This is a genomic window from Polaromonas sp. OV174 (assembly GCF_900112285.1).
Taxonomy (GTDB): Bacteria; Pseudomonadota; Gammaproteobacteria; order Burkholderiales; family Burkholderiaceae_C; genus Polaromonas.
Genome location: NZ_FOKZ01000021.1, coordinates 25,250 through 52,093, shown reverse-complemented (window position 1 = coordinate 52,093; position 26,844 = coordinate 25,250). Strand labels below are relative to the sequence as shown.

At 61.6% G+C, this 26,844-nt stretch carries 28 protein-coding genes; 10 read left to right on the top strand and 18 right to left on the bottom strand.

What is annotated here, in order from left to right; translation table 11 throughout:
- Positions 1-263 precede the first annotated feature (263 nt).
- The 3 genes from BM160_RS17145 to BM160_RS17135 all read right to left on the bottom strand — a co-directional run bounded on the left by BM160_RS17145 (position 264) and on the right by BM160_RS17135 (position 2,456).
- Positions 264-965 carry a nitroreductase gene (locus BM160_RS17145; RefSeq protein WP_255368987.1) on the bottom strand — a complete coding sequence of 234 codons (702 nt, stop codon included), beginning with the start codon at positions 963-965 and terminating at the stop codon, positions 264-266.
- A gap of 71 nt (positions 966-1,036) precedes the next feature.
- Positions 1,037-1,480 carry an acyl-CoA thioesterase gene (locus BM160_RS17140; RefSeq protein WP_092007383.1) on the bottom strand — a complete coding sequence of 148 codons (444 nt, stop codon included), beginning with the start codon at positions 1,478-1,480 and terminating at the stop codon, positions 1,037-1,039.
- A gap of 28 nt (positions 1,481-1,508) precedes the next feature.
- Entirely contained in the window at positions 1,509-2,456 is a 948-nt protein-coding gene (locus tag BM160_RS17135) for a histone deacetylase family protein (RefSeq protein ID WP_092007382.1), read from the bottom strand.
- Between the two features lie 280 nt (positions 2,457-2,736).
- On the opposite strand from BM160_RS17135, the gene phaP reads away from it, so the two are divergent.
- Positions 2,737-3,279: a TIGR01841 family phasin gene (gene phaP / locus BM160_RS17130; RefSeq protein WP_092007381.1), complete on the top strand. Its 543-nt coding sequence runs from the start codon at positions 2,737-2,739 to the stop codon at positions 3,277-3,279.
- Positions 3,280-3,483: 204 nt separating this feature from the next.
- On the opposite strand, the gene BM160_RS17125 is transcribed toward phaP, so the two are convergent.
- Positions 3,484-4,359 (bottom strand): patatin-like phospholipase family protein, encoded by an 876-nt coding sequence (locus BM160_RS17125; protein ID WP_255368984.1) that lies wholly within the window; start codon positions 4,357-4,359, stop codon positions 3,484-3,486.
- Positions 4,360-4,491: 132 nt separating this feature from the next.
- On the opposite strand from BM160_RS17125, the gene BM160_RS17120 reads away from it, so the two are divergent.
- Entirely contained in the window at positions 4,492-5,544 is a 1,053-nt protein-coding gene (locus BM160_RS17120) for an extracellular solute-binding protein (protein ID WP_092007379.1), read from the top strand.
- Between the two features lie 165 nt (positions 5,545-5,709).
- The gene (locus BM160_RS17115; protein WP_092007378.1) at positions 5,710-6,477 is read left to right on the top strand and encodes a 3-hydroxyacyl-CoA dehydrogenase; all 768 of its coding nucleotides are present in this window, start codon (positions 5,710-5,712) and stop codon (positions 6,475-6,477) included.
- A gap of 118 nt (positions 6,478-6,595) precedes the next feature.
- Here BM160_RS17115 and BM160_RS17110 read toward each other — a convergent pair whose 3' ends face one another.
- Both BM160_RS17110 and BM160_RS17105 read right to left on the bottom strand, forming a co-directional pair.
- Complete coding sequence (locus BM160_RS17110; RefSeq protein ID WP_092007377.1) at positions 6,596-7,000, bottom strand: hypothetical protein; 405 nt, start codon at positions 6,998-7,000, stop codon at positions 6,596-6,598.
- 74 nt (positions 7,001-7,074) lie between these two features.
- Positions 7,075-7,350, bottom strand: coding sequence for a TFIIB-type zinc ribbon-containing protein (locus BM160_RS17105; RefSeq protein ID WP_092007376.1), 276 nt, complete (start codon positions 7,348-7,350; stop codon positions 7,075-7,077).
- 114 nt (positions 7,351-7,464) lie between these two features.
- On the opposite strand from BM160_RS17105, the gene BM160_RS17100 reads away from it, so the two are divergent.
- Together BM160_RS17100 and ggt are read left to right on the top strand one after the other, a co-directional pair.
- Positions 7,465-8,346, top strand: a complete 882-nt coding sequence (locus tag BM160_RS17100; RefSeq protein ID WP_092007375.1) for a LysR family transcriptional regulator — start codon at positions 7,465-7,467, stop codon at positions 8,344-8,346.
- Positions 8,347-8,498: 152 nt separating this feature from the next.
- Positions 8,499-10,361, top strand: a complete 1,863-nt coding sequence (ggt, locus tag BM160_RS17095) for a gamma-glutamyltransferase (RefSeq protein WP_092007374.1) — start codon at positions 8,499-8,501, stop codon at positions 10,359-10,361.
- Positions 10,362-10,586: 225 nt separating this feature from the next.
- On the opposite strand, the gene BM160_RS17090 is transcribed toward ggt, so the two are convergent.
- Positions 10,587-11,489 carry a LysR family transcriptional regulator gene (locus tag BM160_RS17090; protein ID WP_092007414.1) on the bottom strand — a complete coding sequence of 301 codons (903 nt, stop codon included), beginning with the start codon at positions 11,487-11,489 and terminating at the stop codon, positions 10,587-10,589.
- Positions 11,490-11,638: 149 nt separating this feature from the next.
- On the opposite strand from BM160_RS17090, the gene BM160_RS17085 reads away from it, so the two are divergent.
- The 4 genes from BM160_RS17085 (at position 11,639) to BM160_RS17070 (ending at position 15,654) form a co-directional block, all read left to right on the top strand.
- Entirely contained in the window at positions 11,639-12,748 is a 1,110-nt protein-coding gene (locus BM160_RS17085) for an alpha/beta hydrolase (protein WP_255368983.1), read from the top strand.
- A 102-nt stretch (positions 12,749-12,850) separates the two neighbouring features.
- Positions 12,851-13,981 carry an MFS transporter gene (locus tag BM160_RS17080; RefSeq protein WP_092007412.1) on the top strand — a complete coding sequence of 377 codons (1,131 nt, stop codon included), beginning with the start codon at positions 12,851-12,853 and terminating at the stop codon, positions 13,979-13,981.
- 26 nt (positions 13,982-14,007) lie between these two features.
- Positions 14,008-14,574, top strand: coding sequence for a cyclophilin-like fold protein (locus BM160_RS22990; protein ID WP_177219052.1), 567 nt, complete (start codon positions 14,008-14,010; stop codon positions 14,572-14,574).
- A gap of 30 nt (positions 14,575-14,604) precedes the next feature.
- Positions 14,605-15,654, top strand: a complete 1,050-nt coding sequence (locus BM160_RS17070) for an NAD(P)-dependent alcohol dehydrogenase (protein ID WP_092007373.1) — start codon at positions 14,605-14,607, stop codon at positions 15,652-15,654.
- Between the two features lie 77 nt (positions 15,655-15,731).
- On the opposite strand, the gene BM160_RS22660 is transcribed toward BM160_RS17070, so the two are convergent.
- The 4 genes from BM160_RS22660 to BM160_RS17055 form a co-directional block, all read right to left on the bottom strand.
- Positions 15,732-15,875, bottom strand: coding sequence for a cupin domain-containing protein (locus BM160_RS22660; protein ID WP_177219051.1), 144 nt, complete (start codon positions 15,873-15,875; stop codon positions 15,732-15,734).
- A 10-nt stretch (positions 15,876-15,885) separates the two neighbouring features.
- Positions 15,886-16,491: an IMPACT family protein gene (locus BM160_RS17065; RefSeq protein WP_092007372.1), complete on the bottom strand. Its 606-nt coding sequence runs from the start codon at positions 16,489-16,491 to the stop codon at positions 15,886-15,888.
- A gap of 254 nt (positions 16,492-16,745) precedes the next feature.
- A complete protein-coding gene (locus BM160_RS17060) occupies positions 16,746-17,984 on the bottom strand; it encodes a diaminopropionate ammonia-lyase (RefSeq protein ID WP_092007371.1) in 1,239 nt (412 codons plus the stop codon).
- 23 nt (positions 17,985-18,007) lie between these two features.
- The gene (locus tag BM160_RS17055; RefSeq protein WP_092007410.1) at positions 18,008-19,171 is read right to left on the bottom strand and encodes a M20 aminoacylase family protein; all 1,164 of its coding nucleotides are present in this window, start codon (positions 19,169-19,171) and stop codon (positions 18,008-18,010) included.
- 152 nt (positions 19,172-19,323) lie between these two features.
- On the opposite strand from BM160_RS17055, the gene BM160_RS17050 reads away from it, so the two are divergent.
- Positions 19,324-19,797: an Lrp/AsnC family transcriptional regulator gene (locus BM160_RS17050; protein ID WP_092007370.1), complete on the top strand. Its 474-nt coding sequence runs from the start codon at positions 19,324-19,326 to the stop codon at positions 19,795-19,797.
- 392 nt (positions 19,798-20,189) lie between these two features.
- Here the strand turns inward: BM160_RS17050 and BM160_RS17045 are convergent, their stop codons facing one another.
- The 7 genes from BM160_RS17045 to BM160_RS17015 all read right to left on the bottom strand — a co-directional run bounded on the left by BM160_RS17045 (position 20,190) and on the right by BM160_RS17015 (position 26,840).
- A complete protein-coding gene (locus tag BM160_RS17045; protein ID WP_092007369.1) occupies positions 20,190-20,990 on the bottom strand; it encodes an amino acid ABC transporter permease in 801 nt (266 codons plus the stop codon).
- Positions 20,987-21,649: an amino acid ABC transporter permease gene (locus BM160_RS17040; protein ID WP_092007368.1), complete on the bottom strand. Its 663-nt coding sequence runs from the start codon at positions 21,647-21,649 to the stop codon at positions 20,987-20,989. The genes BM160_RS17045 and BM160_RS17040 overlap by 4 nt, the downstream gene beginning before the upstream one ends.
- A 3-nt stretch (positions 21,650-21,652) precedes the next feature.
- Complete coding sequence (locus tag BM160_RS17035; protein WP_092007367.1) at positions 21,653-22,555, bottom strand: glutamate ABC transporter substrate-binding protein; 903 nt, start codon at positions 22,553-22,555, stop codon at positions 21,653-21,655.
- A 627-nt stretch (positions 22,556-23,182) separates the two neighbouring features.
- Positions 23,183-24,178 (bottom strand): dienelactone hydrolase family protein, encoded by a 996-nt coding sequence (locus tag BM160_RS17030; RefSeq protein ID WP_092007366.1) that lies wholly within the window; start codon positions 24,176-24,178, stop codon positions 23,183-23,185.
- A 608-nt stretch (positions 24,179-24,786) separates the two neighbouring features.
- A complete protein-coding gene (locus BM160_RS17025; RefSeq protein WP_092007365.1) occupies positions 24,787-25,101 on the bottom strand; it encodes a hypothetical protein in 315 nt (104 codons plus the stop codon).
- Positions 25,102-25,105: 4 nt separating this feature from the next.
- Positions 25,106-25,558, bottom strand: coding sequence for a hypothetical protein (locus BM160_RS17020; protein ID WP_092007364.1), 453 nt, complete (start codon positions 25,556-25,558; stop codon positions 25,106-25,108).
- Between the two features lie 235 nt (positions 25,559-25,793).
- Positions 25,794-26,840, bottom strand: coding sequence for an XdhC family protein (locus BM160_RS17015; protein ID WP_092007363.1), 1,047 nt, complete (start codon positions 26,838-26,840; stop codon positions 25,794-25,796).
- Between the last annotated feature and the right edge of the window lie 4 nt (positions 26,841-26,844).

Sequence of the window (26,844 nt, the reverse complement as noted above, 5' to 3'; positions counted from 1 at the left end):
ACGAATCCCTGACTTTACCCGCAACCAGCCAGACAAGCTGGTCGGCGTGAGCGGCCAGCAGCTGGAGCAGCGAAAAATTCACGCCCCCGGCCCTGCCCCGCAGACCGAGTTCATACCGCCGCTGGACGGGTCTTCGGGGTTCTGCGTCCGTTCCCTGTGCGGCAGGCCTGCCGTCAAGTCATCCCAGTCCCTGAACGCCTGATCAAGCTCGGCCAAAAAAGAAGTTGAGTCTTCAAGAGGCTGATGGTTGTGCGCAGCGCTCATCAGTCCAGCCAGCTCGTGAACTCAGCGGCGCCAACGCGCGGCGTGCGAAAGGTATTGACCCGCGCCGTTTCGTCGGCATAGCCCAGCGCCATGCCGCAAACCAGCATCTCGTTGTCGGCTGCGCCTATATGCGGCAGGATGATTTTGGCAAAGCCGTTCCAGGCGGCCTGCGGGCAGGTGTGCAGGCCATGGCCGCGCGCGGCGACCATGATGTTTTGCAAAAACATGCCGTAGTCCACCAGCGAGCCGCGCCCCATCACCCGGTCCAGTGTGAACATCAGGCCCACCGGTGCGTCGAAGAAGCGGTAGTTGCGCTGGTGCTGGGCGTGCATCTTGTCCTTGTCGCCCTTGGTGATGCCCAGCAGGCCATACAAGCCCCAGCCGTTTTCGCGGCGCCTGTCGATATAGGGCGAGACCCATTTCTCCGGGTAGTAGGCGTATTCCTCTTTGTACTCTTCGGCCAGCGCCGGGTTGTCGCGCAAGGCATCGTGCGCCCGGCAGACCTTGTCCATCAGGCTGTTCTTGCTGGCGCCCTGCAGCACATAGACCTTCCAGGGCTGGGTATTGGTGCCCGAGGGTGCGCGGCTGGCGAGTTCCAGCAGATGCGTGATGGTGGCGCGGGACACCGGCGTGGGCAGGAATTCGCGCATGGACTGACGGCTTTCGATGGCGTGGTCCACCGGGTTGGCCGGCTGGGCCAGTGCGCTGTCCGGCGCGTCAACGGCGGCAAAGTCTCCGGCAACGATGGGCTTGGAAGTAGGCACGGCGTGTTTCACTTCAGAGTCTCCAATACATGCAGCAATTCGGGGGGCAAAGGCGCCGGGCGGCGCGTGGCACGGTCTACATAGACATGAACAAAATGGCCTTTGGCCGCACAGGGCAAGGCCTCATCACCGGGAAACAGGCCTATCTCATAACGCACGCTGGACGCGCCTATGTGCGCCACGCGAATGCCGGCCACCACCGGCTCGGGAAAGGCCAGCGGTGCAAAGTAGTTGCACTGGGTCTCGACCACCAGGCCAATCACGCTGCCGCCATGAATATCGAGCGCGCCGCGCGCTATCAACAGGCCATTGACGGCGGTGTCAAACCAGCTGTAGTAGACGACGTTGTTGACGTGGCCGTAGACGTCGTTGTCGGACCAGCGCGTGCCGATATCGCGAAACACAGGGTAGGCGCTACGGGCCTCGGCTTGGGGGCGCGGGGAGTTAATCATGAAGGCTTATTTTGCCAGCGTAGAGACGCTATAAATGCCAGCGCCGCCAATATTCCAGCGCAACGCGATAGGTGTTCATTTGCACCTGCACGGTGTCATCAATGTTGACGCCATAGCCGCCCGCCATGGCTAGGGCCAGCGGGATGCGGCGCTGCCAAGCCCAGTCAAAAACGCGGCGGTCGCGCGCCTCCAGCCCGTCATAGCTCAATGACAGACGCCCCAGGCGATCGCCTTCAAACGGATCGGCGCCGGCCAGAAACAGGATCAACCCCGGTTCAAAGCGCCGCTCCAGCTCATCGAGGGCCAGCTCCAGTGCCTGAAGATAAGGTGCATCCAGGCAGCCATCGGGCAGCTCCACATCGAGGTCACTGGCCTCCTTGCGAAAGGGAAAGTTCTTTTGCCCGTGCAGCGACAAGGTGAACACGCTGTCGTCGCCAGCGAAGATGCTGGCCGTGCCATTGCCCTGGTGCACATCAAGATCGATCACGGCCACCTGCAAAGGACGGCGCGCCTGGCGATGCTGGCGCGCCCATTCGGCCTGCATCAGTTTGGCCGCCACGGCGGCGTCGTTAAAAACGCAAAAACCAGCTCCCTTGTCGGCATAAGCATGGTGGGTGCCGCCCGCCAGATTGGCTGCAATGCCGGCCACGCCGCCGGCTGCCAGGCCCAAGGCCAGTCGCGCCGCCGCCACCGTGGCGCCGACCGAACGGCGTGCGCGTTCGGCCATTTGCGGGCTCCAGGGAAAACCGATCTCGCGCTGGGCCGGCGCCGCCAAGGTGCCCTGCGTGATGGCCTCTATATAGGCAGGCGTGTGCGCCAAGGCCAGTTCGCCATCGTTGGCGATGGGCGCCTGGTCCATGCGCACGGCCGGCAATTCATGGGCCAGGCGATCGTGCAAGAGCTGGTACTTGGCCATGGGAAAGCGGTGCCCGGGCGGCAGCGGCAACACAAAATGAGTGGCGTAAAAGGCTTGCACCGGCGCTTGACCTCAAAGGAAATAAATAGACACAAAAAACCTGGCAGACACCCGTCCTATTGCCATTGTGGCCGCGAGCCCCCCCGGCTAGACTGATAGCCGGACCCACCAGAGGCCTGGCAAACAGCGCCCAGTTAGGTCGCCAGACCTAAAAATGTTGCAGTGCAGCAAAAAACACTTGCAATGCCGTCAACAAGCCCTATACTTTCAATTATGTTGCAGTGCAGCAATTTGGCTCAAGGCAACTATTCACCGTTAAACCACTATCTGGAGATTACCTATGCTGACTGCTGAACAACTCATGGCCGCCCACAAAGCCAACATCGACACCCTGTTTGGTCTGACCCAAAAAGCCTTTGAAGGCGTTGAAAAACTGGTCGAACTGAACGTGCAAGCCACCAAGGCCGCATTGACCGAAAGCGCCAGCCACACACAAGCCGTGCTGAGCGTGAAAGATGCCCAGGAACTGCTGGCACTGCAATCCGGTCTGGCCCAGCCCCTGGCCGAAAAAACCGCCGCCTACAGCCGTCATCTGTATGACATCGCTCAAGCCGCCGGCGCCGAACTCGGCAAGGCCTTTGAAGCCCAGACGGCCGAAGCCCAAAAGAAATTCACCGGCCTGGTTGAAACCGCCGCCCAGAACGCACCAGCCGGCTCCGAGTCCGCCGTTGCCGTGATGAAAAGCGCCGTGGCAGCTGCCAACAACGCTTACGAATCCGTGCAAAAAGCCGTCAAGCAAGCCGGCGACATCGCCGAAGCCAACTTCAATACGGCAGCAGCTTCTGCAGTGAACGCTTCCAAGAACTTGGCCAAAAAGCGCTAATCACTAGCGAATCACTGCCAACGCTTTCAGCGCCCTGAGCGCTGAAAGAAAACCAGTTGTCTCCTCGGGTCCTTCCAGAAATTCAGTTTCACGGATCCGTTTAAAGCCCAATCTTCCGATTGGGCTTTTTTTTGATCAAAAATGCCTCCAGCCCAATAGCAGAGGGCGCAAGGCGCTATTAAAACAATAGTTTCTCTGCGGCCCTCATGGGCTGTGGGCCAGCGCCACCCCAGCCTCCAACTTGGCCTTGAGCGCTGGCAGCGCCGCCAGCATGGCGGCCCGGCCGGCGTCTATGGCCTGCTTGCGGGCGGAAAAGTCGGCGCTCTTCAAGCCCGCTTGCGAAGGCCGCACCAGCACATCGGCGTCTTTGAGCTCGTACTGGTTGATGCTTTTGCCCATGATGGCAAAAGTCTGCAGCAGGATTTGCAGGGTGCCGTCGGCCGGGTTGCTTTCCGGCGGGTTGGAAATATCGACGGCAATCACCAGCTCAGCGCCCATCTGCCGAGCGAAGCGCACCGGCACCGGCGACACCAGGCCACCATCGACATATTCGCGACCACTGATCTTGACCGGCACAAACACCGCCGGCACCGCGCTGGAGGCGCGCACCGCCGTGCCGGTGTCGCCGCGCCGGAACAGCACGGCATCGCCGCTGTTCAGGTCGGTGGCCACAATGCCCAGCGGAATAGCCATGTTCTCAATCAGACGCCCACCCACCAGCTGGTTCACGTAGCGGCCCAGCGCCTCGCCGCGAAACATGCCGCGGCCAATGATGGGCAGCATCCAGTCGGTGATGGCGACCTCTTCCATATTCAGCGCCGTCTGACGCAACTGAGCACCGTTCTTGCCGCTGGCATAAATCGCCGCCACCAAGCTGCCGGCCGAGGTACCGACCACCACCTGGGGCCTGAGCCCGGCCTCCTCCAGCACCTCGATCACGCCAACATGGGCAAAACCGCGCGCCGCACCGCCGCCCAGCGCCAAACCGATCTTGAGCGGTTTCTTCACCGTCACGGCTGGCGGCACGACAACCGGACCAGCAGGCGGCGTGGCGCAGCCGGCCAGCAGCAAGGCGGGCAAGAGCCAAGCACCCAAACGCCCGAGAAGGCGACGACGGCCCTGGCTAGCACGGGTTTTTAGTGCCGCAAGGTTATTACGACTAATTCGCGTTTGCATTAAACTCATTAACTTACCATTCATCAGGATTTTTTCATGTTCAAAAAAGTGCCAGTAGTGACCGCCCTTGCCACTGCCGCCCTGTTGGGTGCGGTAGGCAACGCCAGCGCCCAGGATCAGGTCGTCAACTTGTATTCTGCACGTCACTACCAGACCGACGAAGCCCTGTACAGCAACTTCACCAAGGCGACCGGCATCAAAGTCAACCGCGTGGACGCTGACGACGCTGGCATTCTGGCGCGGCTCAAGGCCGAAGGCGCGGCCTCTCCCGCCGACGTGATTTTGCTGGTTGACGCTGCCCGCCTGGGCAAGGGCGATGCCGACGGCCTGTTCAAGCCCATCAAATCTGCCGAGCTGGAAGCCGCCATTCCCGCCCATCTGCGCGCTTCTGCCAGCGCCGAAGGCACGACCTGGTTCGGTTTTTCCACCCGCGCCCGCATCGTGGTCTATGACAAGATGAAGGTGAAAAAAGCCGACGTGGACAGCTACGAAGAGCTGGCTGATCCGAAGAACAAGGGCTTGCTGTGCACGCGCTCCGGCGCTCACCCCTACAACCTGTCGCTGTTTTCGGGTGTGACCGAACACCTGGGCGAAGCCAAGACCGAGCAGTGGCTCAAGGGCTTGGTGGCCAACATGGCGCGGGCGCCCAAGGGCGGCGACACCGACCAGATCAAGGCCGTGGCCAGCGGCGAATGCGGCATTGCGCTGACCAACTCCTACTACCTGGCGCGCATCATGCGTTCCAACGCCCCCGAGGACAAACTGGTGGCCGATCGTGTCGGTGTGGTTTTCCCCAACCAGGACAGCTGGGGCACGCACGTGAACATCGCCGGCGCCGCCGTCGCCAAAAACGCCAAAAACCCCGCCAACGCCGTCAAATTCATGGAATACCTGGCCGGCGCCGATGCACAAAACTACTTTGCCAACGGCAACAACGAATGGCCTGCCGTGCCCAGCGTGAAATTCCGCAACCCGGCCCTGCAGGCCATGACGGGCGGCAGCTTCAAGTCAGACACCATTCCGGTCAGCGCCATTGGCAACAACCAGCTGAAAGTCCAGCAGATGCTTGACCGCGTCGGCTACAAGTAAGCCAAGTAAGCAGTAATTGCAGCTGCCACAAGCCCGGCCATCGGTGACCGGGCTTTTTTCATGGGTCATAATTGATGTTTGCATTTACGTTTACGTTAACGTCAACATCCACACAGGCGCTCAGCCAGCCCCTATCTCAACCGTTCAACTTCAAGGAACAAGCTCATGGAAATCGCAGGCAAAGTATTCATCGTCACCGGCGGCGCATCCGGCCTGGGTGAAGGCACGGCACGCATGCTGGTAGCCAATGGCGCCAAGGTCGTGATTGCCGACATGCAAGCCGAAAAAGGCGAAGCCATCGCCAAAGAGCTGGGCGCAGACAAAGCCGCCTTTGTGAAGTGCGACGTCAGCCAGGAAGCCGACGGCCAGGCCGTGGTGGCCAAGGCCGTGGCCATGGGCAAGCTGATGGGCCTGGTCAACTGCGCCGGCATTGCGCCCGCCGAGAAAACCGTGGGCAAGAACGGCGCCCACAGCCTGGCCACCTTCAGCAAGACCATCACCGTCAACCTGGTGGGCAGCTTCAACATGATCCGCCTGGCCTCCGACGCCATGTGCAAGAACGAGCCCGAAGCCACCGGCGAGCGCGGCGTGCTGATCTCCACCGCCTCGGTGGCGGCCTATGACGGCCAGATCGGCCAGGCCGCCTATAGCGCCTCCAAGGGCGGCATCGTCGGCATGACCCTGCCGATCGCCCGCGACCTGGCGCGCAACGGCATCCGCAACATGACCATCGCCCCCGGCATCTTCGGCACGCCCATGCTGTTTGGCATGCCGCAGGAAGTGCAGGACTCGCTGGCCGCTGGCGTGCCCTTCCCGTCGCGCCTGGGCACGCCGCAGGACTATGCCAAGCTGGCCAAACACATCATTGAAAACGACATGCTCAACGGCGAAGTGATTCGCCTGGACGGCGCGATCCGCCTGGCACCGCGCTAAAAACCCTGCGCCGCCTGCAATGGGCGGCGCCCCGGCACGTGCCCAGCGGCTGCGCTTTAACGCGCAGCCGACTCAGGGCTTGAATCCATCGAATCCGACAGGCATCGTGCCAGCAGGCTTACTTGGCTGCGGCAGGGGCGGCCTTGGCGGCGGCTTCTGCTTCCTTGGCCTTGGCCTCCTTCTCTTTGGCTTCCTTGTCGGCAGGGGAGCCGGCCAGCGCATTGCCCGCCATGGAGCCAACGACCGCGCCCACGGCGACAGCGCCCATGGTGCCCATCATGCCCGAGCCGGCGGCAGGCGCTGCCGCAGCTGCAGGCGCCGCAGCCGGTGCTGCCGCTGCCGGCGCAGCGGCTTTAGCGGCCACTGGGGCGGCCGGAGCAGCGGCCGGTGCCTTGTTGATGCTTGCAGGCGCCATGGGTTTGGCCTTGCTGGCAAAGCGTTTGGCCTGTGCCAGCGACGGAGCCGCGAGCGAGGCAACGGTCAAAGCGATCACGGCGGTGGCGGAGACAAAAGAAGTACGCATGAGGTTTCCTGAAAAAAAGTAAAAAAGAGAAGTCGCCGGCAGCCACAGGGACTAGGGCGACAGGGTCGCTAGGCTCAGTCGAAAATTTCGCTGAGCCACGATTTCTGCTTGCGCTGGCCATAGCCAGGCTGCTTGTAATGGTGGTCAGAGTCCACGAAGTCGGGCCTGCGCCCTGGCTGCTGCTGATACACCGGCTGAGGCGCTGGCGCGGCTGCCGTGCTTCTTTCAATCAGCTTGTCGAGCTCGCCACGGTCCAGCCACACGCCGCGGCACTGAGGACAGTAGTCTATTTCAACGCCTTGGCGATCGGACATCACCAGGGCTGTGTCATTGCAATGGGGGCATTTCATGAGGTTTACCTTTAGTGCGTGCAGGGAGCTGCACATCAAGCGGTTAACGATAAGGGCTTAACGCCACATGAAAAAGCAGACAATGCATGAACTATCTTCCTGTAAATCCTGAATATGAGCCTGGCTTTCAACTACCGACACCTCTACTACTTCTGGGTCGTGGCCAAGGAAGGCGGCATGTCCCACGCGGCCGCACGGCTGGACATGGCGGTGCAAACCGTGAGCGCGCAGGTGCGCGAACTGGAGCGGGACCTGGGCTGTCAGCTGCTCAAGCCTGCCGGCCGCGGCCTGACGCTCACCGAAGCCGGGCTGGTGGCGCTGCAACAGGCCGAACAGATCTTCCAGCTGGGCGAGGCGCTGCCCGCGCAGGTGCACGCGGCCGTGCAGACGCCGTCGGTACGCCTGGCCGTGGGCATTGCCGATGGGCTGCCCAAGCTGGAAGTGCAGCGCCTGCTGCATCCGGTGCTGCAGGTGCCGGATCTGCGCCTGATCTGCCACGAGGGCGAGATGGCCGACCTGCTGGCCGACCTGGCCGTGCACAAGCTCGATGTGGTGCTGACCGATCACCCCGCGCCCTTCAACCCGCGCCTGAAGGTGCACAGCCACCCGCTAGGCAGCTCGGAAATGGGCTGGTACGGGGTGCAGCACTGGTGGGAGCTGGCGCATGCGGGCTTTCCGGCGTCACTGCAAGACGTGCCCATCTTGCTGCCGACCACGCATTCCATCGTGCGTAATCCCCTGGACAAATGGCTGGCACAGCAAGGCCTGCGCCCGCGGGTGGTGGGAGAGTTTGAAGACAGCGCGCTGTTGGAAACCTTCGGCGGCACCGGCCTGGGTGTCTTTCCGGCGGCGCTGGCGGCGCAAAACGACCTGCTCAAGCGCAGCCAGGTCCGGCTGATAGGCGCTTGTGAAAGCGTGCAGGAGCATTACTACGCCATCAGCACAGAACGCAAGGTGATGCATCCACTGGTCCAGCAGCTGTTGAAACGGCCCTAGGGGCCTGAGCACCATCTCACTCACCTTTTGATAGCTGCTACCGGCCATCCAACAAGGGCTAGAGGCCGAAATGACTAAATAGCGGCAAATTCTTCCTGAGGCGAATGCTCCGGCGTACCATGGCGGCTCACCATCAACCCAGAGGAGATTGCATGAAACGCCTGTTGACCCTCGTCGTCGCCCCGGTTGCCGCAGCCGCCCTGCTGGCGGCCTGCGCCGGCCCATCCAGCCAATTCAGCTACACCGTGCCGGCGCAGCCCGAAGGCTCCTCGGGTTACAGCGCGAAACCGGGCTGGGCCACCACCAAGTTCGCCGTCGCTGCCGCCAACCCGCTGGCCACTGATGCCGGCTATCAGGTCTTGAAGGCCGGCGGCTCGGCGATTGATGCCGCGATTGCGGTGCAGATGGTGCTGGCGCTGGTGGAGCCGCAGTCCAGCGGCATAGGCGGGGGCGCCTTTTTGCTGCATTCCAGCGGCAGCAAGGTCGAGGCCTTCGACGGTCGGGAAACCGCTCCGGCCGCCGCCGACGACAAGCTCTTCATAGGCGCCGATGGCAAGCCGCTGGCGTTTTACGACGGCGTGGTGGGCGGCCGCGCGGTCGGCACGCCAGGCACCGTGCGCATGCTGGAAATGGCACACAAGCAATACGGCAAGCTGCCCTGGGCCCAGCTCTTTGTGCCCGCCATCCAGCTGGCCGAAAACGGCTTCAAGGTCAGCGCAAGGCTCAACACCTTGCTCAAGGACGAGAAGTATCTAAAGAACGACCGCACGGCGGCCGCCTATTTCTACAAGCCCGACGGCACGCCGGTCGATGTCGGTGTCACGCTGCGCAACCCGGCCCTGGCCGAGGTGCTGCGGCAAATCGCCAGCAAAGGCTCCAACGCCCTGCTGACCGGCCCGGTGGCCCAGGCCATCGTCAGCAAGGTGCAAAGCCACCCGACCAATCCCGGCAAGCTGGCCCTGAGCGACCTGGCCAACTACCAGGCCAAGAAGCGCGAGCCGATCTGCTCCGACTACAGCGCCAACCAGCAAACCTACCGCCTGTGCGGCATGCCGCCGCCCAGCTCGGGCGCGATTGCCATCGGGCAAATCCTGGGCATCCTGAACAACACCAATGCCGCCACCCTGCCCCTGGTCAGCGGCATGGGCGGCGTGCCCGGCACCGTGGGCCCCACGCCCTCGGCCGACTGGCTGCACCTGTACACCGAAGCCTCCCGCCTGGCCTTTGCCGACCGCGGCCAGTACCTGGGCGACCCGGACTTTGTGCAGCCGCCCGCCGGCAGCTGGATGAGCTTGCTAGACCCAGGCTACCTAAGCGAGCGCGCCAAGCTGATCCAGCCAGCGGGCCCGAGCATGAAAGTTGCCAAGCCCGGCGTGCCCGGCGCGGGCAAAACCTCCTACGCGCCCATGCCTGACCAGCCCGAATACGGCACCTCGCACATCAGCATCGTGGACGGCTTCGGCAACGCAGTGGCCATGACCACGACGATTGAAGACCAGTTTGGCTCGCGCCTGATGACCGATGGCGGCACCGGCAAGGCGGGCGGCTTTTTGCTCAATAACGAGCTGACCGACTTCAGCTTTGCCCCCACCGACGCCGAAGGCAAGCCGGTGGTCAACCGCGTGCAGGCCGGCAAGCGGCCGCGTTCGTCCATGGCACCCACGCTGGTGTTCGACAAGGCCAGCGGCCAGCTCATCATGAGCGGCGGCAGCCCCGGCGGCGCGCTCATCATCCACTTCACGGCCAAGACGCTGTACGGCGTGCTGAACTGGGGCATGATGCCGCAGCAGGCGATTGACCTGCCCAACTTCGGCTCGCTCAACGGCCCCAGCCTGCTGGAAGAAAAGCGCTTCGCCCCGGCCACCGTCGAAGCCCTGCGGGCCCGCGGCGCCGAAGTGCGCGAAGTGACCATGACCAGCGGCCTGCAAGCCATCACGCGCGGCCAGGCCCACGGCACGCCAGTCTGGCTGGGCGGCGCCGATCCACGGCGCGAGGGCGTGGTGATGGGTGATTAAGAAAAATATCGGTCAAATAGCGCTCTAGCCCTTTGTGGTCGGTCGCTGACAGCTATCGAAAAAAGAGCACGCTTGCGATCTATTTCAAGCGTGCTCTTTTTCATTGTCAAGATCCGCCAGCAGCCCCTTTTGCAGCTGCGCAAAGCGACTGGAAAAAAGCCGTGTTCGAAACGGCATGGCCGCCCGATTTGTCAGCGTTGCGCCTTCGTGCCGGGAGCGGCCTTATCAACGCTTTTCTTGTTTGAAACGCACAGCGTCAACCACACGCGAGAACGCCGGAGACGGCTGTCGCCGGCTCGGATAGTAGAGGTAATAGCCCTCGAAGGGGGCGCACCAGTCCTGCAGTACACGCATCAGCCGCCCCTCCTCTATGTGCGGTGCGAACTCCTCTTCCGGGAGGAAGGCAATTCCCAACCCTTCGAGCGCCGCGAGCACGATATGGGGTGAGCTGTTGAGCACGACCTGCCCATCGACGCGAACATTCAAGGGCTCACCTCTGCGCTCAAACTCCCAAACATACAGCCCGCCATGCGTAGGAAAGCGCATGTTGATGCAGCAGTGCGCCACCAACTCACGCGGGGTCTTCGGCGCCGGGTGCTTGGCGAAGTACGCTGGCGAGGCGACCGCAGCCATGCGCAGCTTCGGGCCTATCGGTACCGCAATCATGTCCTTGTCGATGGTATCGCCCAGGCGCACGCCAGCGTCAAAGCGATCCGCCACGATGTCCCGAAAACCATAGTTGATGTCGAACTCGACATTGATGTCGGGAAACTCGGTCAATAGCGGCGCGATCTTCGGCAGCAGCGTTGTTCGCACGACGTGGTCGCCGCAGGTGATGCGCACGGTGCCTGCGGGTTTATCGCGCAGCTCGGTCAAAGCGTCCAACTCCGCTTCGATTTCATCAAAGCGGTGGCCAATGGCTTGCAAGAGCTGTTCGCCAGCCGCCGTCGGAGACACGCTGCGCGTGGTGCGGGTAAGCAGCCGGATTTCGAGCTTGGCCTCCAGGCCGCTGATGGCTTGGCTGAGGGCCGATTGAGTCACGCCCAACAGTGCGGCGGCACGGGTGAAACTGCCTTCACGGGCCACCGTCACGAAGGACAAGAGATCGTTGAGGTTTCGTCTGGCCATGGTGAAGTTTCCCATGAATATTGATTAGCAGTACTAATAGGCAATATAAGCATTCATTAGCTAGTAGAGAAGCACTCTATTCGCCAAAATTCTGGGTATGAAAAGCGACGGCAGGCAGACCATCTGACGCCTGCGCCTCCAACTTAACCATGAATGAAGACTTGTATATGCCCCAACAAGAATCGGATCGCCGCGAGTTCCTGAAGACAACTGGCTCTACCGTGGCTGCGCTGGGTGTCTTGTCCCTAGCTGGCAACGCAGCCTTGGCTGCGGACAACAAGCCAGTGCCAGACATATCCAATGGTGCCGACAACTTCTACAAGAGCGCGACAGTGTCCGCACAGAAGGTCACTTTCAACAACCAGTACCAAATGAAGGTGGTTGGGAATCTGTTCACGCCCAAGAACCTCAACCGCAATGCCAAACATCCGGCAATCATCGTCGGCCATCCCATGGGCGCGGTGAAAGAACAAAGCGCTAAGCTGTACGCACAAAAGCTGGCCGAACAGGGCTTCGTCACCCTGGCGATCGACCAGTCGTTCTGGGGCGAGAGCGAGGGCCAGCCGCGCAACGTCGTCGCTCCTGACATCTATGCCGAAGCCTTCAGCGCAGCGGTGGACTACCTGGGCACCCAGGCGTTTGTAAACCGAGAGCGCATCGGCGTTCTCGGCCTATGCGGCAGTGGCAGCTTCGTCATCAGCGCCGCCAAGATCGACCCGCGCATGAAGGTCATCGCCACGGTCAGCATGTATGACATGGGCGCGGCCAACCGCGATGCGTTAAATCATTCGCAGTCGCTCGAACAGCGCAAGCAGATGATCGCGCAGGCGGCGCAACAGCGCTATGCAGAGTTCACCGGCGGCAAGACCCAGTACACCAGCGGGACGGTGCACAAGCTGGACAAGGACACCCATCCGATTCAGCGCGAGTTTTACGATTTTTATCGCACGCCGCGCGGTGAGTTCACCCCCGCGAGTTCCTCGACCGCGCTGACGACCCACCCGACGCTGACCAGCAACGTCAAGTTCATGAACTTCTACCCGTTCAATGACATCGAGACGATTTCGCCGCGCCCTATGCTGTTCATCACGGGCGACCAGGCCCATTCAAAAGAGTTCAGCGAAGTAGCGTTCCGGCTTGCTGGCCAGCCCAAGGAGCTGGTCATTGTTCCGGGCGCGGGACACGTCGACCTGTATGACAGGGTGAGCCTCATTCCGTGGGACAAGCTGAACTTGTTCTTCCACAAAAACCTGGCATAAGCGCACTCCATGACAGCACCAATAGGCACCGCCACCCTCCATGGCGCGCACAGGCAGCGCACCGTCGAAGCACCGCCCGCGATGTGGGGCGGCGTCCTCGCGATGACGCTGTGCGTCTTTGCGCTGATCGCCTCGGAGTTCATGCCCGTCAGCCTGCTGACGCCCATGGCCAACGATCTCCGGGTCAGCGAAGGACTTGCCGGACAGGGCATTGCCATCTCTGGCGCGTTCGCGGTGCTGACAAGTCTGTCGATCTCGTTCATCGCCGGCAGCATGAACCGCAAGGTGCTTTTGCTGGGGCTGACCGCGCTGATGGCCGTCTCCGGGGTCGTTGTAGCGTTGGCGCCGAACTATCTGACGTACATGGCCGGCCGTGCGCTGATCGGGGTGGTGGTCGGCGGATTCTGGTCCTTGTCGGCAGCCACTGCCATGCGTCTGGTGCCGTCCCATCTGGTGCCGCGAGCTTTGGCCATCTTCAATGGCGGCAATGCGCTGGCAATGGTCATCGCTGCTCCCTTGGGTAGTTACCTGGGTTCGATCATCGGGTGGCGTGGTGCCTTCTTCTGTTTGTTGCCGGTAGCACTGATCGCCTTTGTCTGGCAGTGGATCAGCCTGCCTTCCATGCCGGCGCAGGCCCGCTCGGCGGGTTCCGGCAACGTCCTCAGACTGCTCAAGAACCCGGCGGTCCTTGTCGGCATGCTGGCTATCAGCACCTTCTTCATGGGACAGTTCGCCTTGTTTACTTATCTGCGCCCGTTCCTTGAAACAGTGACCCGTGTGGACGTGACCACGCTGTCGCTCGTTCTGTTGACGATCGGTGTCGCTGGATTCATCGGCACCACGGCCATCAGCACGTTTCTGAAGTGGGACTTCTACCGCACGCTGATCGGCATTCCAATTCTGATGGCGGCGATTGCCGTGGCACTCACCGCCTTTGGCAGCGAGGTTGCGGCAGTGGCAGCGCTGTTAGGCCTGTGGGGGCTGGTTGCCACCGCAGCGCCGGTAGGCTGGTGGTCCTGGTTGGCAAAAACTTTGCCTGGTGATGCAGAGGCTGGCGGAGGGCTGATGGTTGCCGTGGTCCAACTCGCCATTGCGTTGGGCTCCACCATCGGCGGCCTGCTGTTCGATGCTAGCGGATACCAGAGCACATTTGTCGCAAGCGCGGTCGTGCTGCTGATCGCGGCTTCTCTGACCTTCCTGACCTCACGCTCGCAAGCCCCTGGCACCATATAGGACACGGTCGTAGCAAAGATGACGCCATGCGCATAAACTACCTCACAGCATGGAAGCATGGCCAGCGTCCCCGCGCCACGGAGACTGAACATCACCATACCCGGGGCCGCAGTTGCCTGCGCGTGCTGAGCCCGCTGCTCGCTCTGCTGGTGTTGAGCGCTTGCAATGCCGGCACTCAACCGGCTCAGAGTCCACTCGCTGTGGCTGCCGGACGTGTCGGTGCGACGGTCGCCAAACCTGAGGAATCACGTATGTGGATGACCGTCGGCGAACGTCGTTTCGCCATCAACTTGGCTGACAGCGCGGCTGCCCTTGCGTTCGCCGATCAGTTACCGATGATGCTCGACATGGCCGAGCTCAATGGCAACGAAAAGCACGCCAACTTGCCGAAAGCGCTGCCTACGGATCCGAGCCGACCGGGCGCGATTCGCAATGGCGACCTCATGCTGTATGGACCTGACACGCTGGTCGTTTTTTATTTGGCATTCGAGTCGTCGTATGCGTACACGCGCCTTGGCCGCGTAGACGACCCCTCTGGTTTGGCTCAGGCGCTAGGCCGGCGTGGCGTACGAGTCATTTTTTCTAAAGACTAGTTTTTCCAGATTAACGAAGGAGTCCACATCATGAACATCAAAGCCTATGGCGCCCATGCGGGTAACAGCCCCCTCGAACCGATCGACATCACCCGGCGCACGCCGGGCGCACACGACGTTCAGATAGCCATCGCTTACTGCGGCGTATGCCACTCGGACGTTCACCAGGTGCGCTCCGAGTGGGCGGGCACGCTCTACCCCTGCGTGCCGGGTCACGAAATCGTTGGCCGCGTATCCGCCGTGGGCGTACACGTGTCGGGCCTCAAGCTCGGTGACCTGGTGGGCGTCGGCTGCATCGTCGATAGCTGCAAGCACTGCGAGGACTGTGGCGAAGGCCTGGAGAACTACTGCGACCACATGGTCGGCACGTACAACGGCCCGACACCGGACGCGCCTGGCCATACGCTGGGCGGCTATTCGCAGCAAATCGTCGTGCACGAGCGCTATGTGCTGCGCATCCGCCATCCCGAGGCCCAGCTGGCAGCTGTCGCGCCCTTGCTCTGCGCGGGCATCACGACTTACTCGCCGCTGCGGCATTGGAAGGTAGGGCCGGGTCAAAAGGTGGGCGTGGTCGGCATCGGTGGCCTCGGCCATATGGGCCTTAAATTGGCACACGCGATGGGCGCACACGTCGTGGCCTTCACCACGTCCGAATCCAAGCGCGAAGCGGCCAAGGCCCTGGGCGCGGATGAAGTCGTCGTCTCTCGCAATGCCGATGAAATGGCAGCACATGCCAAGAGCTTTGACTTCATTCTCAACACGGTCGCCGCACCGCATGATCTGGACGCCTTCCTGACCCTGCTCAAGCGTGACGGCACGATGACGCTGGTCGGTGCGCCGGCCTCTCCACATCCCTCACCGCAAGTGTTCAACCTGATCATGAAGCGCCGCAGCCTGGCCGGTTCGCTGATCGGCGGCATTCCCGAAACGCAGGAGATGCTGGATTTCTGCGCCGAGCATGGCATCGTGTCCGATATCGAGATGATCCCGGCCAACGAGATCAATGACGCCTATGAGCGCATGCTCAAGGGCGACGTGAAGTACCGCTTCGTCATCGATTGCGCCTCTCTGACCGCCTAGTCGTCAACACATCCACGCAAACCGAATGGATTGGGCCACTGTGCCTCGTTCATTCGACTTTTTGTCGCTCTCGTTTTCTAGGCATCCCAAAAGCCAGGGGCCGAATGCTGGCCCTTGGAGACGATGCACTCTACCCTGAGGCTACCTGACCGCAGCAGACATTCGCTGATTTCGTCCGGCAGGCTGGCCGGAATCGCGTCGAACAGCTTGCCGATTTCCATGGTGGGCTCGCTATGGATGCTTGCGCGGCGTAGGCGCCCGGCTGAAATGCAGCGCGCCGCGCAGCAGGTTGCGCGCCGCCTCTTCAAACGCCTCGGCCTGGCGCTGCTTCATGCGCAGCACCAGCGTGACGGCATCGGCGTAAGCGGCATCCAGTACCGTGATCTGCTGCTGTTCGCACAGCCGGCGCAAGCTGGATTCATCGGCAAACTGCAGCACGCAGCGCCGCTCGCATTGTGGCTCGACCGGCTGCAGATCAGCATTCTTGACCGCCTCGGAAATCGCCTGGCCATAGGCCCGCGTCAGCCCGCCCGCGCCCAGCTTGATGCCGCCCCAATAGCGCACGACCACCGCCAGCACATTCATCAAATCCTTGTGCATCAGCACGTTGTACATGGGCTTGGCCGCTGTGCCGGACGGCTCGCCATCGTCGTCCAGGCCGGAATCGCCGTCGCAGACCAGCGCCCAGCACACATGGCAAGCGCCCGGATGCTGCTTGCGCTGCGCGGCCAGCAGCAATTGCGCCTCGGCCCGACTGCCGACCGCGAACAGCATACCGATAAAACGGCTTTTTTTGACCTCGATTTCAGCGCTGGCGGGGGCGGCTAGTTGGTACATGACAGGAAGCGATGAAGGATGGGGGCATGCGCCGCATCTTGCGCCTTCAAAGGCCCGCGCAGACGGAGATGCAGCGCATGGGCTCAAGTATCGCACCCGGGTTCTACGTGGGTCATTGGGACGTGTGTATGTCGGGGTTCAGCCTATTACAGCCAGTCGCCGCAAGCCCTGTAGAGGGACCGGATTGCACAGTTTGCTGCCTATCGTCCATGTCAACTTACCGGAAACCCAATTGATTTCCCGCCAACGGTCGTTCATGACCGGCTCTTGACGACCCGTTGCTGCCAGTCGACCTGCGCCGCCAGCACTGAGGGGGCGGAACGACCCGTTAGCTGCGCATACACGGCAGGCGCCGTGGCGCCCTCGGTGCTGATGAGCAGCACATGGGAATCGGCGCCCAGACCGGTTTGCCGGCGCAACTCGGGCGAACCCGCCAGCGCCTTCAGGGCCGCCAGCCCCGCAGCGCCCGATTCGCCGCTCAGCACGGGCACATCGCCGGCCTCGCCCGAGGCCAGCGTGCGCATCGCATCCACTGCCTGTTCGTCGGAGACCGTCATAAAGAAGTCCACGGCCGGCTGAAGAAAGCGCCACGCCAGCGGCGAGGTCTCACCGCAGGCCAGGCCCGCCATCACCGAGTCGACCGAGCCGGTGGCCTGGGCCGGGCGGCCCAGCCGCGCGCTTTGGTAGAGGCAGTCGGCCTGCTCCGGCTCGACCACGATGAAGGTCGGCCTCCGCTCGCCGTAGCGTTCCCAGAAGTAGCTCACGACGCCTGCAGCCATGCCGCCCACGCCGCCTTGCAGGATCACATGGGTGTAAGGGCAAGGTGCGGCTGCAGCGGCCTGGCCCTCCAGCAGCTCATCGACGATGGTGGCATAGCCCTGCATCACATCACGCGGAATTTCCTCGTAGCCCTCATAAGACGTGTCGGAAACCACCTGCCAATCGTTGGCCGCTGCCAGACGAGCAGCTTCCTGCACGGATTCATCGTAGTTGCCGCTGATACGCACGATCTCGGCGCCGAATGCGGCAATCGGCGCTTCGCGCTCAACGCTCACCTGGGCGTGCAGCACGATCACGCAGCGGCAGCCCATGCTCTGGGCCGCGGCGGCGAGCGCGCGGCCATGGTTGCCGTCGGTGGCGCTGATGACCACCAAGCCCTGCAAGTCCTGCGCATGGCGGCCGGCCAGCAGGTCCTCCGGCTTGAAAGCCTTGTCGGGCCAGCGGCGTTGGATCAGGCGCAGCAGGGCAATCGGCGCGCCCAGCACCTTGAAGCTGCCCAGCGACGAGCGCGTGGATTCATCCTTGACGCTGATCTGTCCGACGGACAGGCGCTGCGCCAGTTGCGGCAGTTGCCAGACTGGCGTGGCGCCGGGGTTCAGGACCGCCCAGTGTGAGAGCCAGCGCCGGCTTTCGCGCGCCAGGGCGATGTTCATGACTAGTTGCAGGGCGGCCTCATAGGTGCCACGCCGGGCGAGTGGGTTGGGGATCAGCATGGGAGGGTCTTTCAGGGCGGGAATCATTGAGGCAAGCGGATGCGCGCCAATTCGGCGAAATAGCGCGCCCCGACGGGCAGCACGCTGTCATTGAAGTCGTAGCGCGCGTTGTGCAGCGGCGTACTGCCAGGGGCACCGTTGTCGCCATTGCCGATGAACACAAAGGCCCCCGGAACCACGCGAAGAAAGGCGCCGAAGTCCTCCGAAATCATCATGGGCTGCACGTTGCCATCCACCTTGTCCGCTCCCACGATGGCGGTGGCCGCAGCCAGGGCCGTGGGCACACACTGGTCCCAATTGACGGTGGGCGCGAATTCATGCGTGTACTCGAAGGCGCATTCGGCGCCATGGGTGCGGCAGATGCCAACGCTGACCTCGCGCATGCGTTTTTCCAGCAAGGCCTGCACCTCGGGCGCGTAGCTTCGCGTGTCGCCTTTGATGATGACATTGGACGGAATGGCATTGCGTATGCCGTCGGTGATGAACTCGGTGCAGGAAATGACCGCCGGCAGGCTCGGGTCCAGCGAGCGCGAGACGATGGTCTGCAGCGCCAGCACGATCTCGGCGGCAATTACCAGAGGGTCTACGCCCATATGCGGGCGCGCGGCGTGGGTGCCGCGCCCTTTCACGTGAATGACGAAGTTGTCCTCGCTGGCCATGATGCCGCCAGCCCGGGTCGCAAAGTGGCCGGCCGGCAGGCCTGGCATGTTGTGCGCACCATAGATCTCGTCCACAGGAAAGCGTTCGAACAGGCCATCGTCCATCATGGCCTTGGCGCCGCGCCCATGCTCCTCGGCCGGCTGAAAGATAAAACGCACCGTGCCATTGAAGTTGCGCCGTTCGCGCAGCAACTGGGCCGCGCCCAGCACCATCGCCATGTGACCGTCGTGGCCGCAGGCGTGCATGCGGCCCGGCGTCTGCGAGGCATGTTCCCGGCTTTCTGCCGTCTCGGTGATGGCCAGCGCGTCCATGTCAGCACGCAGGCCAATCACGCCCTTGCCGTCGCCCACCGTCAGGTTTGCCACCAGGCCGGTGCCGCCTATGCCGCGGTGCACCTCCAGGCCCAGCGCCTTGAGCACGCTGGCTACATAGTCGGCGGTGTGCAGCTCTTCAAACCCGGTTTCGGGGTGGCGGTGCAAGTGGTGACGCCAGCGCACCAGTTGCGGCTCGAAGTCAGGGTCGGTCATGACGGGCTCCAGTGTCGGGTGATCCATAGACCGATCTTAGAAAGCCTGCTTGAGACAATTTATCAATCATTTGCACAATTTGAGTGTTTTGACCCATTCATGGAAGCTTGGTGAAATAATTTCCCATGACAAATCAACTCGTGAGGCCGTCCATGATCCTGGACCGGCTGGACACCCAGATCCTGAATCTGCTGCAGCAGGACGCGACCGTGCCACTGCGCACGTTGGCCGAACAGGTACATGCCTCGCCCGCCACCTGCCAGCGACGCATTGCCCAGCTCAAGGCCAGGGGGGTTCTGCTCAAGCAAGTGGCCATCGTCGACCGCCTGCGCGTCGGCCGACCCTTGACGGTGTTCGTCTCGGTCGAACTGGACAAGCAGAACGACGCGCTGCTGCGCAACTTCGAGAAGAAAATGGCCGCCGAGGCTGACGTGATGGCGTGCTATGAGGTATCGGGGGAGTTCGACTTCCTGCTGATCGTCAACTCGGCGTCCATGGAGCGCTACCACGCGTTCACGCGTGAGGTGTTTTCATCCAACAACAACGTGCGCAATTTCAAAAGCACCTTCGCCATGAACTGTTCCAAGTTCGAGACCAAGATAGCGCTGACAGAGCCGGCGGATTGATCCGGGCTTGATGCGTTAAGTGAAATCGCACGGGCCTTGTCAGTCACACAGAGAAATTCGGGAAAGCGTCACAGCCGCTGTCCGGATGAAGGGCCGCATCTTGGCGCCGATGTCGGTTGACCGTCTGCGATCTGGCCACAGATCGAACGGCAGGCGTTGGCCGGTTGCAGGTGCTCCGGTAGACGAAATCGTCGCCACATTGCCGACACCCAATCGGCCGACGTCAATGTCAGGAATGAAGCGCCCAATTCGGAGTGCTCTACAGCCGCCTTCAGTCTTTAGCTTGCATCGATGAGCGCGAGCTGAGCAACCGTTCCCGGCCATAACCGGACCTACACCTTTTTCCTTTGCCAGAGCGCCGCGTCACCGACACTTGAGCAGCCTGGTGACGGTCAATGCATCGGCCGGCCGAGCCGTTTGCTCGCCCTTGATATCGCGTAGTTCACGAGGCAGTAAAGTGCAGCTACAACGAGGTATACGGGCACCAGTGCGTGGTAGTTGGCTATGAGCACCTTGGCGTTCTGCATCAATTCGCCGTAGGTGACGACGTAGCCGAAGGTGGTGTCCTTGACCACGATGACCAGTTGCGCGACCAGTGCCGGGACAATGTAGCGTAGGGCCTGTGGGAAGACGATGAGGAAGAAGACCTGGGCTTCGGTCAGCCCCAGGCTTCGCGCAGCATCTGTCTGGCCGCGGGGAACGGCGAGCACGCCCGCGCGGTATACCTCGGCCACCACTGCGGCGGTGCTAAGGCCGATGGGCAACGTCAACATCCAGTACGTGCTCAGCTTAATCCCGGCCGACGGAAGCACCAGAAAACACACATAGATGAGCAGCAGCGTTGGCACGCCACGCAGGAACTCGATGACCGCGACGCTCGGCCAACGCACGAGCCGCAGCCGCGACAGGCGCCCCACCAGCAGTACCAGCCCGAGCACCAGCGCAATGACGGCGGCCGTCGCCGCCGATGCCAGCGTGCCGAGCAGGCCCGTGCCCAGGAAGGCCCAGGTCGTCGGCCAGGCGAAGAATTCCCAGAACCGCGCGTCGAACTGCCCTGCGGCATGAAACCGGAACACGATGCCCGCAGCCAGCAGGAGTAGCACGACCGCGGCGGTCACGCTCACGGCCCGAGTGACGGTCTGGGCCTCGCGGCTCGGATCACCAAACAGAATGTCTTCCAGAGGGCGGCTCATCGCAATATTCGCACTTTCTTTTCCAGGGTGGCACCAGCCCAGGCGATGAGCAGCCCCGACGCCACGTACATCGCAGCGGCCACCGCGAACGCGGGCATGCCGGCGGCGGAGTCGTTGGCGAGTTTGGCCACGAGCGCGGTGAGTTCCCGGCCCGGAAACGGCACCTGCGACGCCAGCGAGGTCGACAGCATCAGCGCAATGAGCAGCGAGGTCATCGGCTGCACCACCGCGCGCAGCGCCTGCGGCAATACCACCGCAGTGATGATGCGCATCGGGCGCATGCCCAGGCTGAGTGCGGCCTCCACTTGGCCGCCGTCGACGGTGTTGATGCCCGCACGCAGGTAGTCCGCCGTGAATGCGGAACAGACCAGCGTCAACGTCAGGATCACGGCGGGCTCATAGTCGATCAAGACCTGGAGATCGGGCAACGCGAACACGATGAAGATCAGCAGCGCAGCGCTCGGAATGTTGCGGAAGATCTCGACGTAGCCGGTCAGGACGAAGCGGAGTGGCCGCAGCGGGAAGAGCCGGAGCACCGTCACGACCATGCCCAGCAAGAAGCCGGCCACGAACGACACCACTGTGAGCTTCCATGTCAGCAGAAGGGCCTGCCCGAAGGCAGGCCCGTAGTCGGCCAGGAGCCGGGAGAAACTGCCCATCGGTTACGGGAGGGCGGGCGGCGTCGGAACGGCCGTGCTGCCGGTGCGCTGTCCGATGGACACTGTCCAAAGCTTGGCCCAGGTGCCGTCGGCTTCAATCTTCTTCAGGAAGGCATTGATGAAGGCCACGCCATCCGAGCCCTTGGGCAGGCCAACGCCGTAGGGGTCCTGCGCACCAAAGGGCGCGCCCGCCAGTTGCGCGTCGCCGGTTCCGAGGCTCAGGGCATTGAGCAGCAGCGTGTAGTCGGTGACGTAGGCGTCCACGCGCCCCTGGCGCAGTGCGTCGAGGGCCTCCTGGTGCGTCTGGAATTCTTGTACGGTAGCCTTGGGCGCGACTTGCGCCAGGATTGCGGGCCCGGTGGAGCCGGCCTGCGTGGCGGTCTTCTTGCCAGCGAGATTGTTGTACGACTGGATCGTCTTGTTGTTCGCCTTGACCAGCACCCCGGCCTGCGAGGTGTAGTAAGGACCGGCGAACGAGATCTTCTCGGCGCGAGCGGGGGTGATGGAGTAGGTGGCGAACACCATGTCCACCTGGTCGTTGATCAGCACCTGTTCGCGCGTGGACGAGGTCACCTGCGTGAACTGGTACTTGGCACCATCGCCCAAGATGTAGCGCGTGATGAGCTGGGCCAGACCTGCGTCGAAGCCTCGGATCTTGCCGTCCTTCTCGTTAAGCAGCGAAAAAAGATTCGAAGTTTGGGTGCTACCGAGGCGCAGCGAGCCGGCCTGCTTGATCTTGCTGGCCCAGGTGCTCGACGCGATGGTCGCTGCATCGGCGACGGGGCCCTGCGCGACCAGCGCATCAAACGCCGCAGTATTGATGGGCGTGCCCTGTGCGAAAAGCGGTGCACCGGTCACGATCGCCAATGCGACCACGGTGGATTTCAGGATGGATTGGATAGACATGCATTCCTTTTGGATGGTGTGTGACGCAAACGAATATATAGAGTTTGATATAGCAGTTTGGAATATACATACTGCTTGCCTGATCCGTCCATCGTTATGCACGCAATGCAGCCATGTCGCCAGCTATAGTCGCCACGCCTCGACGTTTGGGAGCTGTTCCTCCCTTTCCCCTCCATCGGATAGGTCTGAGCAGTTCCAGCAGCCACACTTTCCTGTTGACCAATCTTGCGCCCAAAAGAACCGCTGGCTAAGTCATCGCAAATTTCATTGACGAAGTTTTCGAGATGCTTCACGGCAAGTGTTCATGGAATAGCAGAGCCTACTTTGAGACGAAGCGCACTGCAGCTTTTGACCCACTGCAGTCGCTCGCCAGTCACATCCCAGAGACTGCTTCGCAGCGGTAGCTGCCGATTGTCGGTGTCGGCTTACCGGCAACCCAATTGATTTCCAGTCAGCGGTCGGTCATGACCGGCACTTGACGACCCTTCGCAGCCTGTCGAGCATCGAAAAGCCGGACGTTCAACGTTTGACATGAGCGGCACACAACGGCGCCGCAGACCTTGGCGGAGCGAGCAAACGTGTCCCGCCCTTGTGTGTCCGCTCGATGGTTAGGCCCGGTTGATGCTTTCATTTTGGTCTGAGCGTGGCAGCTACAAATTCCCCGACCGCCTTTCTCGCCTCGAGATACGCCTTCTCGTCATAAGCAACCGTCGGGCCATATGCCACGCACGGATCGGCGTAGCTGAACGGCTGCTTTGTCTTGGCATTGATAACCACGCCATCTTGCGCTTCAGCGAGCTGGCATTGTCTTGTGGTTTGCGCCCTCTCAAGCTTCAGGGGCTTCTTAAACGCCTGTCCATCGAAAACGTGCCCCGCGCCAGCGTATTCGGTCAACTGAATATCCTTGCCTTTCGCTTTCAGCCGCTCGACGTAGGTGCGACACGGCGCAACGGGGTTGTAGTCGTCTGCGCTGCCATGAAACAACCGAATAGGCTTATCAGTCACGTCCTCGTCGTCGAGATAACTCGTGCCGCAGTCCGCATAGAACGGGATATAGGCGGCGAACTCCTGGCCCACCGGACCGTGCATGCGCTGGAAGCGCTTCATGCTCGCGTAGAGAGTTGACTGGGCACCCCGTGAGAAGCCCATAAGTGCAATCCGCGCTGGATCGACTCTCGGGTGCTTGGCGAGCAGATCGAGCGCCCGATAGGCGTCGACGGTCATCGCGAGGCGTCCAAGTTGGGATTGATCGTTAACGGTGCTGACGATGCCTCGTGCCGTGAAGCTGTCGATGACAAAGGTGGCCACGCCCATCCCATTGAAGTACTGCTCCCAATCGGTGACATGCCCACCGATTCCGCCCGACTCATGCAACAGGACGACGACCGGCAACCGATCATTTCCCGGACGTGGCAAGCGAAGCTCCCCCGCCAAGGTGACTGGCTTGCCCTCTTTGCGGCCGCTCAGGAACTCCTGATCCGTTAACGTCGTCGACTGGAACACATGAACCTCCATCCGCGCCACCTGCGCATTGCCCGCAGTGGGGGCGCCTGCCGCCAATGCGACAAAAATCGCGCTGATGAGGCAGCGACCGACTGACCGTGCAAGGTGGGACGTAAGCATTGCATCTCCTTTCGAGGTGGAAATGAACGGGCTGTGAGTGTATGGGCCTAACGAATAGCGCTGGTCACAAAAAGCCTTCCAGAATGGCTTACCTAAACGCGTTGTGGCGTATGTACTGAATATTTACAGCAGTATAAAAATTGTGAAGCGCGGCAGCGAATTAACAACTTCTTTGAGGCTAAGGAGTTAATGACCGGCTGTCAATCAAGTTATATTTTCCCAAGATGATTTGATCAAAGCGTGAATGCCTGATTTGGGGAAGGAAACTGAAAGGCTGAAATTGGCCGGGTGCCGGTGCCGCAATCATTGAAATCATTGCCACATAGCCGACATTCGACTTGCAGAGTTCGGGGACTGCTTTGGAGCGAACAGTTCTGAAACCTCTACAGCCGCAGTCAGTCTGAAACGGACTTCCGTTTTGCAGCGGAAGTGGGCATCCGCCAGCGACAGCTTTCTGGCTGCCCAATTTTCTTCAGGTCAACAGCGTTTCGTGTCGATCCGCAGAGTGCCATCAGACACACAAGTTGGGACAGTAGGCTGAATGCCGCGCGGTTTGAGCATGCATACCCGCCGAGAGCTTGACCCGATCAAACCATACCGCCAAGCACCTAGCGGGGGGCCGAGGCAGTGCCGGATGTGGGTTTTGCCGGTGAGATTGACTTACAGAATTGAAACTGCCCGGTCTGGCAAAGTTGCTCTTCTACTGTCCGAATTGTTGTTTCGATCTTGTCGAAGTAGACAAGCACAGCGACGAGAAGCGCGACAGACGCGCTCACGATCACGCCAATCAAAGATATCTTTTCGGCCCGTGTCCACCCGCCGACCTTAATCTTCTTGTCGTGCCAGTAAAGATCATTGCCATCGACTCTAAGATTTTCAAAGTCTTCCTGCTTCGTTCCGAATTTTTCACCTTTGACTGGCATATAGCTAGCCCAGGCGTTGTTGAAGAAGAACTTCCAGCTTCGAATTAATAGCCTCCAACTGACCTTCAAAAATGGCGGCAAACGAGGCGAGTTCCGTTTTGGTTGCTAAACGTGCATCTCGTTCTTTTGCGTCGTTGCGCAGATTCGAGATTTCCTTAAAAACACGTTTTAGGTCGGCGGAGAAGTAATCTCTCACTGAATCAATATTCTCAGAAATTCGATCAAAATTCTTTTTGTTTTCCAAATGCCTCGCCCTTCCGACTTCATCCAATTGCTCTATTATTGAAAAAGTATCTAAATGTAACTTAATTAATTTCTGAAGGGAAACTTTTATATTGTCCTCACTTCTCGCAGTGCCGACATCGGACCTCGCTTCCCCGATAGCGACGCGGACCTGATTTTCAATCTGGCCCACGAGCAGCAGCGGGTCAATTGGGGTTCCTTCAGATCCGGCCATTTCTCACCTCCAATTTGCATTGCGCTATGGAAACTAACTATGCCAGTGTGCCGTCTTAGGCGCACGACAGCAAGCGGGCCAATCGGTGAATGTTGAACTCCACGATCTGCTGGCCTCGAACCAAGTCATGCCGCTGTTTGCGCGCAGCGATTCTTTAAAGCGTCAACTGATCCTGTGGGCTGCTTCCGACCAGAAGGTGTCCCCCGTTGATCCGCCCGAAAGCGGACGCTCATAATCAGACCACACAGCCGGCCATGGCTACAGCCTCGAATCCTGGCACTTCATGGTGCCACTTGCCACCCGCGACCTGCGCCGACATGCTCAACTGAATGCCATTCTTGACGGCCACCACTTCCGCCATGATCGACAGTGCGATCTCTGCGGGCGTCTTACTGCCGATGTACAGGCCTGCCGGTCCATGCAAGGCCTGCAATGCAGCTTCAGAGAGATCGAAGTGCTCACGCAGCCGCTCCCGGCGCTGGGCGGTGTTGCGGCGGGAGCCGATGGCACCGACGTAGAACGCGTCGGACTGCAATGCGTCGATCAATGCCAGGTCATCGAGTTTCGGGTCGTGCGTCAGGGCCACCACGGCGGTGCGGGCATCGGGGCGAAGCCGCAGGATCAGGTCATCGGGCATCTCATGGCTCACCACCACGCCCTCCAGACTCCAACTGGCGCGGTGCTCCTCGCGCGGGTCGCAGACGATCACTTCGAAGCCCAGGCTCAAGGCCATCTGGCACAGGTAGCGCGAGAGATCGCCGGCGCCGATCAAGATGAGGCGTGCCTTCGGACCCAGGTAGGTGGTGAGGTGGCGGTCGTCCAGCCGGGGCACACCGTCGCGCTGGCCTTCGTGCAGAGCCACCCGGCCCGTGCGCAGGTCCAGTGTCCGCTCGGTGCTACGCCGCTGTTGACAGGCCAGTAGCAATTCGTCCAGCCGGCTGTGACTTGATACCGGCTCCAGCACCAGTTCCACCGTGCCGCCACAGGGCAGACCGAAGCGGTGCGCCTCATCGGCCGAGATGCCATAACGCAGTACGGCGGGCGTGAGCGTAGCGCAGGCCGCCCGCACGCCGCCTTCCCGGATGCGCTGGATCAAGTCATCCTCGATGCAGCCGCCCGACACCGAGCCGACCGTCTCGCCCCTGCCATTGATAGCCATGAGCGATCCGGGCGGCCGGGGCGAGGAGCCCCAGGTCCGCGCAACGGTGACGAGCACCACGGGCTGGCCTGCGGCCTGCCAGCGCAGCGCAGTGCGCAGGACCAGAGTGTCGAGGTCTTCCATGGTG